The 17,357-nt window shown below is 49.2% G+C and carries 15 protein-coding genes; 9 read left to right on the forward strand and 6 right to left on the reverse strand.

The window, feature by feature from the left end; genetic code table 11:
- The first annotated feature begins 24 nt into the window (after positions 1-24).
- Both sltY and trpR read left to right on the forward strand, forming a co-directional pair.
- Positions 25-2,031: a murein transglycosylase gene (gene sltY / locus BZG82_RS11325; RefSeq protein WP_077765873.1), complete on the forward strand. Its 2,007-nt coding sequence runs from the start codon at positions 25-27 to the stop codon at positions 2,029-2,031.
- Positions 2,032-2,072: 41 nt separating this feature from the next.
- Positions 2,073-2,393, forward strand: a complete 321-nt coding sequence (gene trpR, locus BZG82_RS11330; RefSeq protein ID WP_069589177.1) for a trp operon repressor — start codon at positions 2,073-2,075, stop codon at positions 2,391-2,393.
- 58 nt (positions 2,394-2,451) lie between these two features.
- Here trpR and yjjX read toward each other — a convergent pair whose 3' ends face one another.
- The 3 genes from yjjX to BZG82_RS11345 all read right to left on the reverse strand — a co-directional run bounded on the left by yjjX (position 2,452) and on the right by BZG82_RS11345 (position 4,959).
- Complete coding sequence (yjjX, locus tag BZG82_RS11335) at positions 2,452-2,967, reverse strand: inosine/xanthosine triphosphatase (RefSeq protein ID WP_077479908.1); 516 nt, start codon at positions 2,965-2,967, stop codon at positions 2,452-2,454.
- Positions 2,930-3,811, reverse strand: a complete 882-nt coding sequence (locus BZG82_RS11340; protein ID WP_077765874.1) for a sterol desaturase family protein — start codon at positions 3,809-3,811, stop codon at positions 2,930-2,932. Before BZG82_RS11340 ends, yjjX begins: the two co-directional genes overlap by 38 nt.
- A gap of 218 nt (positions 3,812-4,029) precedes the next feature.
- Positions 4,030-4,959, reverse strand: coding sequence for a sensor domain-containing diguanylate cyclase (locus BZG82_RS11345; RefSeq protein WP_158076003.1), 930 nt, complete (start codon positions 4,957-4,959; stop codon positions 4,030-4,032).
- Between the two features lie 453 nt (positions 4,960-5,412).
- Here BZG82_RS11345 and BZG82_RS11350 point away from each other — a divergent pair, with 453 nt between their 5' ends.
- From BZG82_RS11350 to BZG82_RS11360, 3 genes are all read left to right on the forward strand, one after another.
- A complete protein-coding gene (locus tag BZG82_RS11350; RefSeq protein WP_077765876.1) occupies positions 5,413-7,308 on the forward strand; it encodes a S8 family serine peptidase in 1,896 nt (631 codons plus the stop codon).
- 13 nt (positions 7,309-7,321) lie between these two features.
- The gene (locus tag BZG82_RS11355; protein ID WP_077765877.1) at positions 7,322-7,726 is read left to right on the forward strand and encodes a hypothetical protein; all 405 of its coding nucleotides are present in this window, start codon (positions 7,322-7,324) and stop codon (positions 7,724-7,726) included.
- Positions 7,727-7,974: 248 nt separating this feature from the next.
- Positions 7,975-9,219, forward strand: coding sequence for a dicarboxylate/amino acid:cation symporter (locus BZG82_RS11360; protein ID WP_077640211.1), 1,245 nt, complete (start codon positions 7,975-7,977; stop codon positions 9,217-9,219).
- 44 nt (positions 9,220-9,263) lie between these two features.
- Here the strand turns inward: BZG82_RS11360 and dgt are convergent, their stop codons facing one another.
- From dgt to radC, 3 genes are all read right to left on the reverse strand, one after another.
- Entirely contained in the window at positions 9,264-10,712 is a 1,449-nt protein-coding gene (gene dgt, locus BZG82_RS11365) for a dGTPase (protein WP_198928552.1), read from the reverse strand.
- Positions 10,713-10,806: 94 nt separating this feature from the next.
- On the reverse strand, positions 10,807-12,204 hold the full coding sequence (locus BZG82_RS11370; protein WP_077765878.1) for an alpha-amylase family protein: 1,398 nt from the start codon (positions 12,202-12,204) through the stop codon (positions 10,807-10,809).
- 305 nt (positions 12,205-12,509) lie between these two features.
- Complete coding sequence (gene radC, locus BZG82_RS11375; protein WP_077676327.1) at positions 12,510-13,013, reverse strand: RadC family protein; 504 nt, start codon at positions 13,011-13,013, stop codon at positions 12,510-12,512.
- 156 nt (positions 13,014-13,169) lie between these two features.
- Between radC and BZG82_RS11380 the strand changes: the two genes are divergently transcribed.
- From BZG82_RS11380 to BZG82_RS11395, 4 genes are all read left to right on the forward strand, one after another.
- Positions 13,170-13,364 (forward strand): AlpA family transcriptional regulator, encoded by a 195-nt coding sequence (locus tag BZG82_RS11380; protein ID WP_077673336.1) that lies wholly within the window; start codon positions 13,170-13,172, stop codon positions 13,362-13,364.
- A 155-nt stretch (positions 13,365-13,519) separates the two neighbouring features.
- The gene (locus tag BZG82_RS11385) at positions 13,520-14,500 is read left to right on the forward strand and encodes an AAA family ATPase (RefSeq protein WP_046075173.1); all 981 of its coding nucleotides are present in this window, start codon (positions 13,520-13,522) and stop codon (positions 14,498-14,500) included.
- Positions 14,501-14,511: 11 nt separating this feature from the next.
- On the forward strand, positions 14,512-17,055 hold the full coding sequence (locus BZG82_RS11390; RefSeq protein WP_077765879.1) for a S8 family peptidase: 2,544 nt from the start codon (positions 14,512-14,514) through the stop codon (positions 17,053-17,055).
- Positions 17,056-17,240: 185 nt separating this feature from the next.
- Positions 17,241-17,357: transposase (locus BZG82_RS11395; protein ID WP_158076005.1), on the forward strand; the 117-nt coding region annotated here is incomplete at its 3' end.

Below are 17,357 nucleotides of genomic sequence, written 5' to 3' on the forward strand. Positions count from 1 at the left end.
AGGAACACAGGAGCAACCGTTGACATGGAATTACTCACTGCCTTCTCCCGGCCATATGGCGCAGCGTATCGTCTCGCTGTCGTCTGTGTCCGTGCCTTCTCACGCCCTTTAGTGTCAGGCGTATTAGTGACATCCAGCTTTGCCGCGCCGGCGGTGTTGGCCTCATCCACCCCAGACGGCACCGAGTTGACCCCGCAACAGCGCCAATATGAGGCCGCAATCGACGCCATCGAGCGTGGTGATCTCAAGCGCTTTCGTACCTTAAAGGGCCAGCTTCGCGATTACCCGCTTTATCCCTATTTGGACTATCGTGACTTTACTCGCAATTTGTCATTAAAGTCGCACAAGTCGGTCACTAACTTTATCAACCGCTACAGTTCGTTGCCTTTTGTAAACAGTTTGCGGGCCGACTATTTGACCTTGCTTGCCGATCGAGGGGAATGGAAAACCTTGGTGTCTTTCCAGACCGATGTCCCGCGTGGTGAGCGTTATCAGTGTCAGTACTATTACGCCCACAGTCAGGCTGGTAACCGCGCATTAGCACGCAGTGGGGCGAAATCGCTTTATCTCTCGGGTCAGTCGGTAGACAGCGCTTGCGATCCCTTATTCGGTTTTTTATCTGAGCAAAAACTCTTAACCGGAGAGCTGATATTACAGCGGATGCTACTAACCTTTGAAGCACGTAACCGTAGCCTGATGCGGTATTTAAATCGCCAATTACCGGCGTCTTATCAGCCACAAGGCGAGCAGGTACTGGCGCTTTATGATGAGCCTGAGAACGTCGCTGATTTTTCCAAGCGCAGTCAGGTGACGCCTTTTAACCAAAAGCTAACCCGACTGGCATTTGAACGCTTGTCGCGTAAAGACGAAGCGCAAGCCATTCGTCAGTTTCGTCGTACGGTTGAAGGGCAACATTATGATAAGCGTGAACGCCAAGAAATTGCCGATTACCTGATCAGCCAATTGATGAATGATGACGATCCTGCTCTTGCGGGGTGGCGCGATCGCATGCTGCGCAATACCCACAACGATGGCTTGATTGAGCGACGCTTTCGATTGGCGTTATTGGACAATGATTGGCACGCGCTCAATGCGTGGCTGTCGCTACTCAGTGATACCGAGAAGCAATCGCTGAAGTGGCGCTATTGGGATGCGCGCATTCAGCTCGAGTTAGGGGATAGTGAGCAAGCCAATCGCGCCTTCGCCAATATGGTGGGAGAGCGCAACTTCTACAGTGTCGCTGCGGCGCAGCATTTGGATCAAGCTATTCATATTCCTTCCCGATCAGCGGTCCTCAAAGAAGAGGGGCTGATGCCAGTGAAAGATGTGTTAGCGCGAGTGGATGAGCTGATTGCGCTGAACAAAATCTATGCCGCGAAACGTGAATGGTATTACGTCCTCAACCGTGCCAGCGATGCGCAAATTGCGTTATTGGCGGCATACGCCAGTAAAAAGCACTGGTATCACTTGGCGGTGCAGGCAACGATCGCCGGAAAAATGTGGGATCACTTATCGTTGCGTTTCCCGCTTGCCCATCAGTGGTGGTTTGAGTTTTTCAGCCGTGAGCGAGGGGTGGATAAAACCACGTTAATGGCGTTGTCGCGGCAAGAGAGCGCCTTCTTCACCCATGCGGTGTCTCATGTTGGCGCGCGAGGCTTAATGCAGCTCATGCCGCGGACGGCGCGAGAAACGTCGCGGGAGCTTGGTTATGACTACGAAGGGCCGGCGAGTTTAAGCGATCCTGGGGTGAACATTCGTCTTGGCAGTGGCTATCTAAAAATGATGCTAGATCGCTTTGAGAGCAATCGCATCTTAGCCTTTGCTGCCTATAATGCGGGGCCGCATCGGGTATCGCGCTGGTTAGAACGATCGCAAGGCCATATGGATGCGATTGCTTTTATCGAGTCGATCCCGTTTTATGAAACCCGTCATTATGTACAAAATGTGCTGATGTTTGAAATCTATTACCGTCAGCTATTGGGGGAGCCGGTTCAATTTTTACGGGCCAACGAGTTAGCGAAACGTTATTAATGGTACACTTGCCGCACTGACGTTAACCGTGAGAGGAAACCATGTCGCAATCACCTGCATTTTCAGGGTGGCAAGATGTTATCGCTTTAGTGCGTCGTGCCGGACAAGATGGCCATGATGATGCGTTGCTGACGGCGCTACTGACGCCAGATGAGCGTGATACCTTGGTCGCAAGGATCAATATTTTACACGAGCTATTGGAAGGTAAAATGAGCCAGCGCCAACTGAGTCAGTTGCTGGGGGTTGGCATCGCTACCGTGACGCGCGGCTCCAATGAGCTCAAACGCCTTGATGATGACAGTAAAGCGTGGCTGGCGCGTTTACTCAAAAGCGAAGCAGAGCAGAAAGCGCATACCGACTAGCGGAACGCCACTATTTTATTGATAACGGAGCCTTCGGGCTCCGTTTTTTCTTGGTTTATCAGCGGTATAGGTGAGGGTGCAGAAAAGGAATCAAGGCTAAGATAAGTGCCTGATGGTAAACGCTTGAGCGCGTTAAGCGATGCCCGGTGAGCATACCAATCGCACCGCCTTTTTGCTTCACGTTCTGCTCGCTGAACATACGATCCATCACATCACCCAGCTCCTCGCCATGGTGTAATGCGCGCAGTGCCTCTGGTGGCAGCGGTAGAGAGGCTGAGCGCGCTTCACCGCGTGTCGTCCCATCGTCGATTACCATCCATGCAAAGGTATGCTGGTGGTCTAATCCGGCCTCTACCCCGACGTAAAAATCCCCTTCGTATTTTGCTTTGGCATGCTGAACACGGTTGCAGGCACCGGCATAGGTTTCTTTCTCTGTCATGGGTTGGTCTGGCACGTCGCTGGGGACCGCGACACCGGTAAACGTAAAGGGGTGTTCAGGAAAAACATCACGAAAGGCAGCTTCAACGGCGGCGATTTTAGCGGGGTTTTTGGATGTGACGATGACTTGGCTCATGCGCCTGCGTCTCCTTGTTATTTTGATAGGCGCGCTGAAGTATATGCCAACGCAAAGGCAAACGCAGCATCCCCAAAATATGACTGGCGTCAGTGGCTTGGCTGACTTCGGCTAAGCCGATACGCATCCCTTTATGGCCTTTACGCGGTTGTGGCACATAGGTGCCAAACCAGCGGTCCCAGCAAGACAGATTGAAACCATAGTTGGCATTGCACTCATGAAAACGGGTCGAGTGGTGCACCCGGTGCATGTCGGGGGTAACGATAACGCGGCGTAACCACTCATCTATCTGTTTGGGCACGGCGACATTGCTGTGATTAAACATGGCCATGCCGCTTAGCAAGGTCTCAAAAAGGATCACCCCCATCACAGGCGCACCGACCATCATGACAACTAAACATTTAATCAGCATGGAAAGCCAAATTTCTACGGTATGGAAACGTGCTCCTGTGGTGACATCAATGTCCATGTCCGCGTGGTGGACAAGGTGCAAACGCCATAGCCAAGGCCATTGATGGAATAGCTTGTGTTGATACCAAATGGCCAAATCCATCAGCACCAGTGTCACTATTACCGCGAATGCCTCGGGCAGAGCGAGGACATTGAACACGCCCACATGATGGGTTTGAGCCCAAGCCGCAGTACCGACCGCTGTTAGCGGGGCAAACAAGCGTAGCGTTAGGGTGTTAAACACCGTCAAACTAATATTGCCACGCCAGCGTTCTCGCCGTGTTCTGGTAAGGGGGCGTTTTGGCCTGCGCCACTCAGCGAGTAGCATCACCGCCAGCACGGCGACAAACACACTCAGCCGGAAGATGGCCTCGTTTGTTTCAATCCAACTCATAAAAGCTCCTTAGGGTTGATTTATGATACGTGATAACGGCAGCACTCGCCCATCGAACGGAGTTGGATGAAGTCGCATTTGAGATCTAGGCTGTCAAAATGACAATGCAGTGAAAGGAGAGGCCGATGACCCAAGTTTGCATGATGTGTACTTGGCGCGCCGTTCACTAGGGGTAGAGACCGCATTGCCAATACAATAGTGGCTAAGTGATTGGCAACTTATGGGAGATCATCGCATACTTGATTACGGCCACGCTGTTTGGCGGCATACATTGCCCGGTCCGCGCGCGCAACAACCTCATCCAGTGAATGGTGGCCCGCTTCTGTATAGCTAATGCCTGCGCTGACGCTAACCTGATGGCGAGTGGCATGCCACAAGAACCCTTCTTGGTAAACATGATGACAAAGGGTGTTGGCTAGCTGGACCACGTCTTGGTATGTACAGCCCGGTATGATGATAACAAACTCTTCGCCTCCCCAGCGGGCACAGCATGCTTTCGACGGTGAAAACTGCGTAAGTTGGCTTGCGATCTGGACCAACAACCGGTCCCCCGCAATATGCCCTAAGCTATCGTTGACCTGCTTAAATCGGTCGATGTCTAACACGATAGTGCCGAGTGCAGTGTGATGAGCATATTGCTCAAACCATTCTGAAAGGCCTCGCCGGTTTGTTAGTTGGGTCAGACTGTCCGTCAGAGAGGCGTGCGTCGTCTCATCGAGTGAAGTCTTGAGTTGATGGATATCTCGAAATACAACGATGTGCCAATCTGGGTTTGGCGTGACATCGACTTGTGCCGTGACCGCATACCAACGCTGCTCTCCATTGGCATGGGTGATTAATGCCGGAAGTTCAACGGTACGTTCACCGCGTGCTTGCGCCTCGTGCACGGCTAGATGCCACTGGTTAATGACATCTTGCCGATAGGTAGGATCCGGATAGGCTTTTTCAAACCATTGGTAGATGTCTGGCATACTATCTAGGGTATAGCCGAGTTCTTGTCGGAAGGCTTGATTAAAGAAAATATGGACGCGATTGTTATTGCCAATTTCATCAGTCACAATCCCTTCCGATATCAATAAGGGCAATGGCACGATATCCAGCGCATCAAAAAAGTACTGTTTAAACTGATCAAGTGACGCTTTACTCAAGGTATCCGCCTTACTATTCCCATTAATATCCGCTTGCTTTATTGATTTATCTATCATTAATGAGTGTAGATGATTTACCCGTCTTCGACGTCATCTCTCTCCCTCGTCGATGGGTCAATGACTCTTTGGTTTACGGGCTGATAAAGGGGGGACACGGCGAATAGCCGATTTGTCGGAGTGCGTCGAGGTGAAGCGTTTAGATCATTTCTTAAATAATTCTGTGATTTATTACGTTTTTATATTGCCTTTTTTGTCGCAATATTTGATTTTTTACGTGAATTAAATGTTAACAGATGCGGGGTGTGGTCAGTTTTTTAGATGATTTTTGTTTAAAAGCTAGGCACAAGATCACATCTTATTTAATTGCTTGTTTATCATTAGGTTATTTCTTTTTACTAATGATGGGTCTCTCAGAATCGAGACACGTCTAGTTAGTGTAAAAAGGAATGATAAATGCACAAACACAGCTCTCTTGCGTTGATTATCGGCGCGCTTTTCCACACCTCCGGGGCGTGGGCAATGGCAAAAGTGCCTGAGCCTGTCGAGCCCGATCCACAGGCTTGTGTGGCGTTAACGGGCAATGAGCCTGTTGATATTGGCCGCACCAGTGCAGAGCGCTGTTTGCCGGGTGATGACCCATTTACAGCGCAGCAGTGGCACCTACTCAATAGTGGTCAGAAAGCCTTTGCCCGCGAAGGTGGGCAAGCGGGGAACGACCTAAACCTTTGGTGGGCTCACCGACAGGCTATTCTGGGCCAAAACGTCAATGTCGCTGTTGTGGATGATGGGTTGGAGATTGGTCACCCAGATTTGGCGGCCAATGTCCGAGCAGGTAAATCTTACGATTTTGTCAATCGTGACAATGATCCGACGCCAGAAGGCTGGAGTAATCGTAACACCGCACATGGTACTTCGGTGGCTGGCATCATCGCCGCAGTGCGAGATAACGGCCTTGGCGGTATGGGGGTTGCGCCGCTTGCCAACCTGCAAGGGTATAACTACCTAGCATATCAAAGCCAGAATGCATGGGAGATTAGCCATGGCCGTGAAGGCTATTCGGATGATGTCCGTATATTCAACCAAAGCTATGGTGGTCCCGGGGTTCGCAGCTATCCCTACAGCGATGACCCAATGAGCTATGATGGTCGCCAGAATGCCCAATACAAAAAAATGAGCACGGAAGCTTTTGGCGGACTGGGGGCGATATTCATCAAATCAGCGGGAAATGGTTATAAGCGTACCTCATTTAATCGTGAGCGCTTCGGTCCTGTCGACGGGAACCACGGGTTGCCTTGGCAGAACAGCAACCAATCGTCTGATAATGCGAATTATTGGAACGTCACGGTCAGCGCGCTCAATGCAGACGGCGAACGTTCTTCCTACTCGTCGGTCGGGAGCAATGTGTTCCTGACTGCACCGGGTGGGGAGTATGGCACCAATAAACCCGCTCATATCACCACGGACCTCACCGGTTGTACCATGGGCTATAACCGCGACGATCGTATTCCTTACGATTCGCACGACCTGCACGGTGGCACGGAGATAGACAACACCTGTGATTTCAACAGCGTGATGAACGGGACCTCCTCGGCGGCGCCAAATACCTCAGGGGCATTTGCGTTGATGATGTCAGCCTACCCGAACCTATCGCAGCGCGATATTCGTCACCTATTAGCGACGACCGCGACACGGGTGGATGCAGACGATGCTGATGTTCTTTTAACCTATCAAACAGCACGTGGTGGTGAGCGCACGGTGACTGGCCTAGAAGGCTGGAAACAAAATGCTGCGGGGCGTTGGTATAGCCCAACCTACGGGTTTGGTTTGATTGATGTCAATGCGGTACTCGATGCGGCGAAGACATATCAGCCACTTCCTGCACAAGTGTTCACGGATTGGGCGTGGTCTTATCACAACCAAGAGGGTGAAACTGGACTTGCGATAGCCGATGCTGGGGCGGTAGCGACAGCAGACAGTGTGCAAGTGGCCGATAACCTCACTATTGAGGCGGTACAAGTGCGTACCTCAATTGAGCACAGCCGTATGTCTGATTTGCTCATTGAGTTAGAGTCGCCCGCAGGGACTCGGAGCGTATTGATGTCACCACGTAACAGTATGCTTTCAAACACCTTGGATCCTACCTATCCAGAAGGTTTTACCGACCATTTAATGCTATCGCACAAATTTAATGGTGAAGCATCGCAAGGTCAGTGGACGCTCTATGTCACGGATACTGACGGTGATACACGCCAGTACACCTTAGGTGGCGAGGTTAAATCCATGCCCAACAACCGCGATGATGGGAAACTGACCCAATGGTCACTGCGTGTCATCGGTCACCGTGGTTAATAGGAGACGAAGTATGAAAAAGATGATCTCAGCACTCGCTATCATGGGCTTTAGCTTGAGTGTTAGCGCAGGTAGCGTGCAATTGAACGGTCAAGACTACGTGGTGGTGGATACGGCCAACAGCGCTCGCAGCATGAGCGGTGAACAAATGGGCGTGATGGTTGGCGATAAGGTCGCTGTATCCGCGCAAAGCACGCCTTTGACTGTTACTGGCTCTATTTTGGTAAAAGCGAACGAAGCGCACGCGAGTGAGCTGGCTCAAAAATACGGTTTAAGTTTGGTAAGTTACCTAGAGGGCGTTGCTCTTCTTGAAGCCACACCGGGCACCAATGTGGCAGAACTCGAAAAAGCCTTGAACCAAGAGCTAGATACCCCCGTCAACTTAGAGCTCAACCCACAAAACCAACGCCCCCAATAATGGCTTTGTGGTGAGCCCTAGCCCGCTGTCATGGCGGGCTTTTTTTTATCATGCGTTTTCTTGGTATTTGCAGTGAAAAGTGTGGCCTCATTCGCCAACCAACCATTTTGTTACTAGTTATTCCAGATTGTTCATAACTTTTACATGAGCTGAATTCCGCTACTTGCTATGATTTGTCGCCAATTCGCTACAAAAATGCAGATAAATCATCATTATGCAGCTATGACGCTGTGATTAGGGAAAAGACAATGTGGAAAACCCTTAGACATTCTTTGCCATTGCAAATTGCGGTGGCGGCCGCACTGGCTTGGCTGGTGGGCACGGTATTCGGCCCCATTGAAAACGCAGAACAGACCACTTGGTATCCATTGCTTATGCTTGCCAAGGTCAGTTATATCGGTCTACTCAAAGCCGTGGTCGGCGTGATGGTATTGCTCTCGTTGCTGGAGGGGATCAGTAATATTGGCAATGTGGTTCGCCTTAAGCGCTTAGGTGGTGCAACACTTTTGTTTTACGGCTTTACCACCACCATCGCGATCACCATTGGTCTTGGCGCAGCGCTGATGATGCCCGAATGGCAACCGCTCACCAATGCACCGCCAGTCGATGAGAGCATTAGCTTTATCAACCAAGATGCTGCGGGAGCCGGAGCCATTGCCACCAAACTTATCAATATGGCGTTGGTGAATCCGTTTGCCGCGGTGACTCAGGGTAACCTGTTGGCGATTGTGGTGTTCACCATTTTGTTCGGCATTTCGCTGATTGTCGCGCTGCCAGAGTCGCACCCATTATTCGAGACCATTCGTGGGCTGAATAAAGGTATTAACACCATGGTGGCAGGCATTATCAAGCTGGCGCCGTTTGCTGTGTTTGCGATTGTTTTCCAATTCTCCCATAAAGGGGATAACGATCTATTCGGCCAGCTATTTAGCTTCGCCGCCTTGGTGTTTGGACTGACGATGGTTCATGCACTGATCGTGTTGCCGCTTATTGCACGCGTTGCTGGTGGTATTGGCTTTGTGAGTCTGTTTCGCGCCATTTCTGCACCACTGGCGATGGCGTTTGCCACTTCATCCAGTGCTGCGACACTGCCCGTTTCGATGCAGGCTGCCAAAGAAGAGCTCAAGGTCACTCCGTCGACCGCGAGCATGGTCTTGCCGTTGGGCGCGGTGATGAACATGGATGGCACCGCGTTATTTGAAGGCATTGCTGCAGTGTTCTTGGCACAACTGTTCGGGATTGACCTGTCGACGACCGGCATTGTGATGATCTTTATTATGGCGATGGTTTCGTCGGTAGGCGCGCCGGGCATGCCGTCGGGCTCGATGTCGGGTATGCAGTTGGTGTTGCTGGCTGCGGGGATCCCACTGGAGGCCATTGCTATTTTGCTGATCATTGAGCGCCCACTCGACACCTTCCGTACTGCGGTCAATGTACAAGGCGATTTGATTGGTGCCACGGTGATTGATAAGTGGCAAAAGCGCTTTGGCTAATGGCTATATCGCAAAAAACCGCCCCTAACCACGGAGCGGTTTTTTTAGCCTTCTTCAATCACATGAAAAGCGCGGTATTCGTCGAATGCGTATTGGTCCGTCATACCGCTGATATAGTCAATTAGCAGGCGAGTACGAAAATAGAATTCACGCGCAGTGGCAGAAGGGATTTGCTCCGCCAGGGCCTGTTTTTGCACCCCGTCACGATAGGCTTTTTTATGTTTTTCAGGCAGTTTTTTAAATAGTCGCTGGGTGTATATCGACGCTTGTGGCTTGACCGGATCACCGTTGACTAAAGCCGTAAACACCTCACTGGGCAAGGTGAGGAGTGGACGATAGATGCTCATCAAGCCATGGATGACGCGGTAGCCTTGTAGCTCGCGGCGTTCCACTTCAGGGTGACAAAAGGCATGCGCTTTAGCGACGTTTTTAAAGGTTTGTACAAGTAAATGATTGACGCTGTTATCTTCAATTAGCGCGTGATTAAAGGTGCCATCAATGACAGCGGGTAAATGGTCGATAAAGCGTTGGGCGGCATGGCGAGGCAAGCGTTTATTGACCTCCACACGCAAGAAGACAAAAAACTGACTATCACTGCCGTGGCTGCGCTTTTCCGCATTCTCTAACATGGTTGCCATGGTGTTGGCGTCATGCCCTTCACTGGCTTGGGTAAGCTTGACAAAAGTTGCCTTTAGAGCCGCTTTCAAATCCGCGAGAGTCAGTACACCTTTTTCAACGGCGTCTTCTAAATCGGCAATGCCATAAGAAATATCGTCGGCCGCTTCCATGATGTAACTGACTGGGGCACGACAGCCGGGCGAGATGGCGAGCGTTTCTTGTAAATCGCCGATGTATGCTTGTTCACTGAGAAAATAGCCGACCTTCTTTTTCAGGTAAGCGCGCGTGTCGTCATCTGCAGGTTTCGGCTCACTACCACACCGAGTGTATTTAAGAATGCCGGAGACTTGCGAATAGGTGAGGTTCAGCTGTTGTAAGGTATGGATCAGCCGTATGCCTTGTGCGTTGCCTTCAAAATGACAGAGATCGCGTTGTACCTCCTCAGGCAGTTCGTCATTAAAATGTTGGCGGTAGATAGACGGGACCTGCTCACTGAGCCAATCACTGAGCGCTTGCTCGCCAAAGTGTCCGAACGGTGGGTTACCTATGTCGTGCATCAGGCAAGCCATCTCAACCAAGGTTTCCAAGCAGCGGTCGAGCGGGGGAGCGAGTTGCGAGGCAGACAGTTTGTCGGCAATCAGTTGACTGATATAGCGCCCGACTTGCTGGACCTCTAAAGAGTGGGTGAGGCGGCTGCGCACCGCGGCATTGCGTTCAAGTGGAAAAACCTGAGTTTTTTGTTGCAAACGGCGTACGGCGGCAGAGTTAATGATCCGTCCACGATCGCTTTCAAACTGCTTCATTAAATCGCCGTTCGTGTGCGTTCTAAAAGGCCGATCTGGACGGATTTTTTGCTCAAAATTCACAGTCATCATGACACCCAGCTTGTCCACTTTTTAAGATAGAGTGCGGCGGATTTCACTGACTGTCAATCCGCCGCTTGGCATAGCAAGACGGCGGCGACATAGATTAATGCATATACATCTGCGCCGAGCGAGCAGGAATGTTGATAGTGTGAAAATCCGATGAGATGGTAGTGGTCGCATCACTTAACACATCATAATAAGGGCGATACCAGTTAAGTGGGTATTCGCGTGTATCCATGGTATAAGATTGAGGCTCACCACACTTATTGATCGCCACAATACCGGCTTGGTCGCGCTTAAATAACAGCAGACATTGGGTGCTGCCAATCACCGTCATTGGCTTGCCGTGCATTGCATTATGAAAGCGGAGCATGGCCTTCATTGCAGGCTGCTTCCATACGCCTTGCCACCGGCCGTTATCTTTGTCTTCGCCTGCAGAAAGCTCATCACTATAGATCAGCGGACTCCCTCCATCTTTGCCAAGAATATAGGCATAGGCGAGCGCTTCATCAGTGGGATCCATGATTTGGTAGCGAAAGCCATCGTTAGTCGGTATGTCGTGGGTAATGGTAAAGGTGATCGCTCGGTGTTTATCCAGCGCTTGACCAACACTTTCAGGATGATGCAACTGAGTGAGGCTACCTTGGAACGAAAACGCGCGACGCATTTGTGAAAATAAAGGAAAGTCATAAGCGCTATGGGTGGTTTGTTGTAAATAAGGCAAAAGAAACGCCTCATAGCTTTGGTCGCCGGCCCCACCACTGGTGATCACTTCGCCAAAAATATGCATGCCTTCACGAATGGCATCCGTAAAGACCTGATTGATGTGATACATGCTCATGTGTTTGACTGCATCGACCCGAAACCCTTTCACACCCATGGCTTTTAGCGCCGATAGATACGCACGCTGTTGCTCAACCACCCACTGATTCGGGTCTAAATCGGGTAAGCCTAGATCTCCCTCTCCACCGCACAAACGCCAATATTGCACATGGCCTGGGTCATGCCACTGAGTGATACAGCCTTCTGGATGAAAGTCCGTGCTGGAAAACAAATGCTGCGAGAGCTGCCCAAAAAGTGTTTGCTGCTCGAACGCTTCTTGGTTTTGCGCATAGTGTTCTAAGACCTGTGCGCTGGGGTAATTAAGATCGTCGCGTAATCCGCTTTCATTCGCCATATGGTTGAGCACCACATCGGCATAAACAGCCACACCATGCTGGCCGAGGGCTGCAATCATGGCTTGAAAGTCTTGCTTATTGCCTAATGGAGAGTCGATAACACGCAGATCTTGAGGCTGATAGCGTGCCCACCACTCTGTGCCAGACGACTTCATAGCTGGCGCCACTAACACCTTCTTGTAACCAGCTTCAGCAATGTGCTCTGCTCTTGCTTCTACAAGCTGATACGGCCAATTAAAAGCATGGAGAATAGCCTCTGCATGTGCTGTCGCTGAACAGATAAACAGGCTGATTGCTAATGCGAATGGATAGTTTCTTTTCATTATAAGGGCCTCGTTATTGGATTCCCTTTAATGCTATTAATATATTTGTTTTTAAGAAGAGAGGCTGGGATGAWTAGGAAGAATGGTCACGGTCTGTAGGGGACAAAATACTCAAATATTGAAGTATTTATCAAAAGTAAGGTCGGGGGCCCCGAGCTAACACGTCGTGTACATTGTGACGACAGAGATAGCCAGACCCTTGTTACGCCTAGGTTGGCTGCTTCCCGTTTTAACATAATGAGAAGCAGGGAAAGGTATCGCTGCCTATGTGCTTGTGTGGCGTGTAAAAATGGCCTGTGAAGCCTCTACACGACTGGGATCCAGCCTCGCTCGGCGAAAGACACACAGTCTTCACCAACAACCACATGATCTAAAACGCGAACATCGATGAGGCCCAACGCTTTGATCAACTTGTCAGTGATGTGACGGTCTGCCTGTGACGGCTCAGCAATCCCTGAGGGATGGTTGTGGGCAAAGATAACGGCCGCAGCATTGTGACTCAGTGCCGCTTTCGCCACTTCGCGTGGATAGATAGACGCGGCATCAATGGTGCCAAAGAACAGGATATCGAACTGGATCAGCCGATGTTGGTTATCCAGCAGCATCAACGCAAACACTTCACGATCGTACGCGCCGAGTTTGAGCTTTAAGTACTCCATCACGTTGTTAGGGCTCGTGAAGGTGCCTTCGCGTTTGTACTTTTGGGCCAGCGCTTCTGCCGCGTGCTCTAAGAGCTGATTCAAATCAGATGGCTGGTGGGCAGGATAGTTATCTGCAGGGGTAAACAGGGGAGTGTGTGATGTACGCATAGGGAGTCTCCTTTTAAGTGATTGATGTGGCTATGCGTATCGATGACATATATCTGAAATCAGGTTGGTTAGGAGAGTGGGTGCAAGAGGGGAGGGTGAAACCGGTAAATCTTTACGTGCGCGGAAATCTCATGAGTCCAATAACGGAGTAATATCATGAGATTAATTAAACTGAGCGAAGTAAAACACATGACAGGCCTTGGCCGTTCAACCATCTACAACCTGATGAAAGACGGCACCTTTCCGAAAAGTGTGCCCCTGGGAGGCAGAGCGGTTGCGTGGGTAGAAAGTGAAGTCGAAGAGTGGATGATGGCAAGGATAGCGGAGAGGGATAGCGCGGTGGACTTCTGACTAGGGCATTTTAGAGTCAAAGAGTAAACTGGGTACCTCACCTTGCGCTAAATATTGCCAGCTTTGACGCCCCTTGAGACGCCTAGTCTATAGAAGAAAAAGGGGTTTCAATGTATCATTATACTGTAATCACTTTTCACTATTGCGAATAACCTATGGCTAGCTCCAACCATATCAAAGCTTTGCTGCAATCACATATTGACAGAGATGACGACCGGTTCGTTTCTGTTGCGCTCCAGGTAGCTGCTCATGAAGCTAGGAATGGTCATGGCAAGCTTGCGCAAGAGCTGAAAGGACTAGTTGAAAAAGCGAAGAAGAGAAGCGCGAGCAATTTACCGGTTTCCATTGCATCTGGTGTTAAAGATGCTTCTGGCTTACTGGTTACAACTCATCCTCAATTGCGCTTCTCTGACTTAATTGTATCTAGCGCCGTTAAAGGGCGATTAGAGCGGTTGGTTAAGGAACAAAAGCATCTAACAACGCTCAAGAACCACGGCCTCTCTCCCAGGAGAAAGCTCCTGCTGGCAGGGAAGCCTGGTACAGGGAAAACGTTCACTGCGTCAGTTTTAGCTGGAGAACTAGACTTCCCTCTTTTCGAGGTTCGTTTAGATGCTGTGATTACAAAATATCTCGGTGAGTCTTCTGCTAAGCTTCGGCAAATATTTGATACGATAAAAGAAGTTCGTGGTGTTTACTTTTTTGATGAGTTTGATGCCCTAGGGTCGCATCGTGGTTCGAACAATGATGTTGGTGAAGCCAGACGTATTCTGAATAGCTTTTTGCAGATGATTGAGCAAGATGACTCCAATAGCGTCATAGTCTGCGCAACAAACCATATTGAAGCGCTAGATCATGCGTTATTTCGTCGTTTTGATGATGTGGTTCGATATGAATTGCCGTCGGAAGACGAAATAACAAAGCTGTTTCGTTCTCGTTTAGAGCCATACGTAGCGAAGAATTTTTCTTGGAAGCGGCTTCCCACGATTGCGCAAGGGTTGAGCAATGCAGAGATAACTTTAGCTGCAAATGATGCAATCAAAGAAATGTTGATCCATGGTTACAGCTCAATTAGCACTAAAATGCTGATGCAGGCCATTGAGGATAGGAAAAGTATTAGCCAGCACTTTATGGAGTAAAAGGATTTTGAATGGCCAAAAAAAACGAATTTGATAAACCCCACTTCTTTTTCAGCTCCTCCGGCAGTCCTCATGAGTTTACGTCTCGCTCCCAAGGAGGCTCAAACAAGGTAGTGATTCCCGCTCAGGATAGGGCTTCTCACAGCGAAAAGCTACGCCAAGATATCCAAAATGTTGCTACTGACTTAACGGACCTTAAACGGAGCATTCCTGCATCGGAGCTCTCAATGGGCGTTGGTATTCAGGTTGAGTTTGAAAGCTTTCCAGACGTTGACATGGCCGTTCAGAGTCTTGCTAATGATCCCCAAGGTATTGTGCTACACAATGTTAAAACAGTGGAGCAAGATGGACAGAATACGACTCTTGCGACGGCGTATGTGCCAGAGGGTAAGTTAAGCTTCTATCAAAAAAAGCTGAATGATTACGAAAAATACAAAAAAAATTCGAATGGTGTCGCGGCTGACCATCAAAAACTGATTGATTCAATAAAATCTATCAAGCGTGCTGCTTTCTCTGCTATATGGGCTGACGATATCAGTCTTCTGCCCGAAGACAAAGAAGCGGATGTTTGGTGGGAAGTATGGTTAGCAACACCGAGGAAGAGTCGACAAACCCATAACCACTACCTTGAAATAGTCTCTGATTTTTCTCGATTAGCGGATCTTGCTGAGATTGAGGTCTCTGAAGTTCAGCTTCGTTTTCCTGAACACACTGTTGTTCAAGTAAAAGCTAGTCAAAGAAAGCTTGAAGAAAATGCAACACTCCTCTTCAGGGTATCAGAGATACGTTACCCGAAGGTCACGGCGGAATTTTTTGATGCGATGGAGCCTACAGAGCAGCGAATGTGGTCTGATGAGCTTCTTAACCGTCTAAATCATACCTATACAGCCGACTCTCCTTATATTTGCATAATCGACTCCGGCGTGAACGTAGAGCACCCATTGCTGTCTTGCTTTGCTGATTTGCCAGATCAGAGAACAATAACAGATGACGATGATCCTACTGATGCGATAGGTCATGGCACAAGTATGGCTGGTTTAGCGATGTGGGGAGATCTCACTGATAAATTAAGCTCGACACATACTGAAACCATTACCCATCGGCTAGAGTCAGTGAAAACCATTAGATTTAATGGTGATAATGCTGGGAAGTCTCTGGGGAGAGTAACCGAAGATGCGGTATCAGAAATAGAGATCTATGAACCCGAACGTTCACGAATTTATTCCATGTCACTGTCATCAGGAAAAGGAACGGATAGAGGCCGGGCGTCATCGTGGTCGAGTGCAATGGATATGCTTGCGGTCGATTTTCTGGGCGAAGGGACACTTCCTAGGCTGTTCACTGTTTGTGCAGGGAATACGGCCCCTGTCGGAAGCTTTGAGTATCCACAGCGTAATTATCTAAGCGATGTACATGACCCTGCTCAAGCTTGGAATGTGTTAACTGTCGGCGCATATACCGAGAAAGATGTCATAACAGAACCAGGCGACTATAAACCATTGGCACCCAAAGGGGGACTTTCTCCCTATTCAACTACATCTCTTGAGTGGGAAAGGAAAAATTCGCCGATTAAGCCAGAGATTGTGTTCGAGGGCGGTAATATTGGGCGAGACGATATTGGTTGTGCTGGTATGCCAGATTTAGAGCTACTCACAACCAATCATGACTTCTCTAGACGACATTTTCGATGTGCAAATGCAACCAGTGCTGCTACTGCATTAGCTGCAAGGTTTGCTGCTCAGATCCTATCGAAGTATCCAAAGCTTTGGCCTGAAACAGTAAGGGCGCTAACGGTACACTCCGCCGATTGGACGGATGAAATGTACTCACTGATTTCTGCGGAGCGAGGTAATGGCAACATAAAAAAAACTGATATGGCCAAGCTGGTACGCAAAGTTGGCTTTGGTGTACCCAATTTGGACAAAGCACTAAGCAGTGCAAGTAATTCGTTATATATGGTGGTTCAGGATGAACTGCAGCCATACATAAGACCTAAATCGGGACAAGCCAAGACTAAAGATATGCATCTACACGACCTGCCTTGGCCCGTTGATGAGCTGCAAAGAATTGGTGAAGCGGATGTAGAGCTCACGATTACTTTGTCATACTTTATTGAGCCAAATCCATCTAGTCGCAATGCATTAGACAAATACAGTTATGCCAGCCATCAGTTAAGATTCGACGTTAAGCACCAGGGTGAATCTGACCATCAGTTCATGCTAAGGATTAATGCTAAGGCCGAGGGTGAAAAACCGGAATCCTTAGCCGACGGAAATTGGTTACTGGGAAAGCAGCAACGTCATAGAGGATCAATTCACAAAGATGTTTGGCGAGGTAGTGCTGCAGATCTCGCTGCACGAGGAAAGATAGCCGTTTATCCTGCGAATGGCTGGTGGAAGACCCGACCGGCTCATGAAAAGTACCATTCAAAAGCTCGCTACGCGTTAGTAGTGTCACTCTCTGTTCCAGAGGTTGATGTGGATTTGTATAGCGAAGTGCAATCTATCATTGAGGCTGAGGTTGCTACCCCTACTATGGTGGAAGTAGTCAACTAAATGTCTCTTCGAGGGCCCTATTGAGGGCCTTCTCTAATTCTCAACATTAGTACCATTATCTCAAAATCAACACCGATCGAAAAAAATCAATCACCTAGTGTATAATAATTGTAACCCTCCCCAAAAAACTGGTCATTAGCAATTAGAGTTTTTCCGTTTACACTGAAACAAACGGAGAACGCATGATGAAAAAATCACGCTACACAGAAACACAAATCGTAAAGATCTTGAAGGAAGTCGAAGCAGGCCGAAAGGTCAACGAAGTCTGTCGCGAATATGGCATCTCTGATGCAACATACTAC

The organism is Salinivibrio sp. PR5, from assembly GCF_001996085.1.
Lineage (GTDB): Bacteria > Pseudomonadota > Gammaproteobacteria > Enterobacterales > Vibrionaceae > Salinivibrio > Salinivibrio proteolyticus.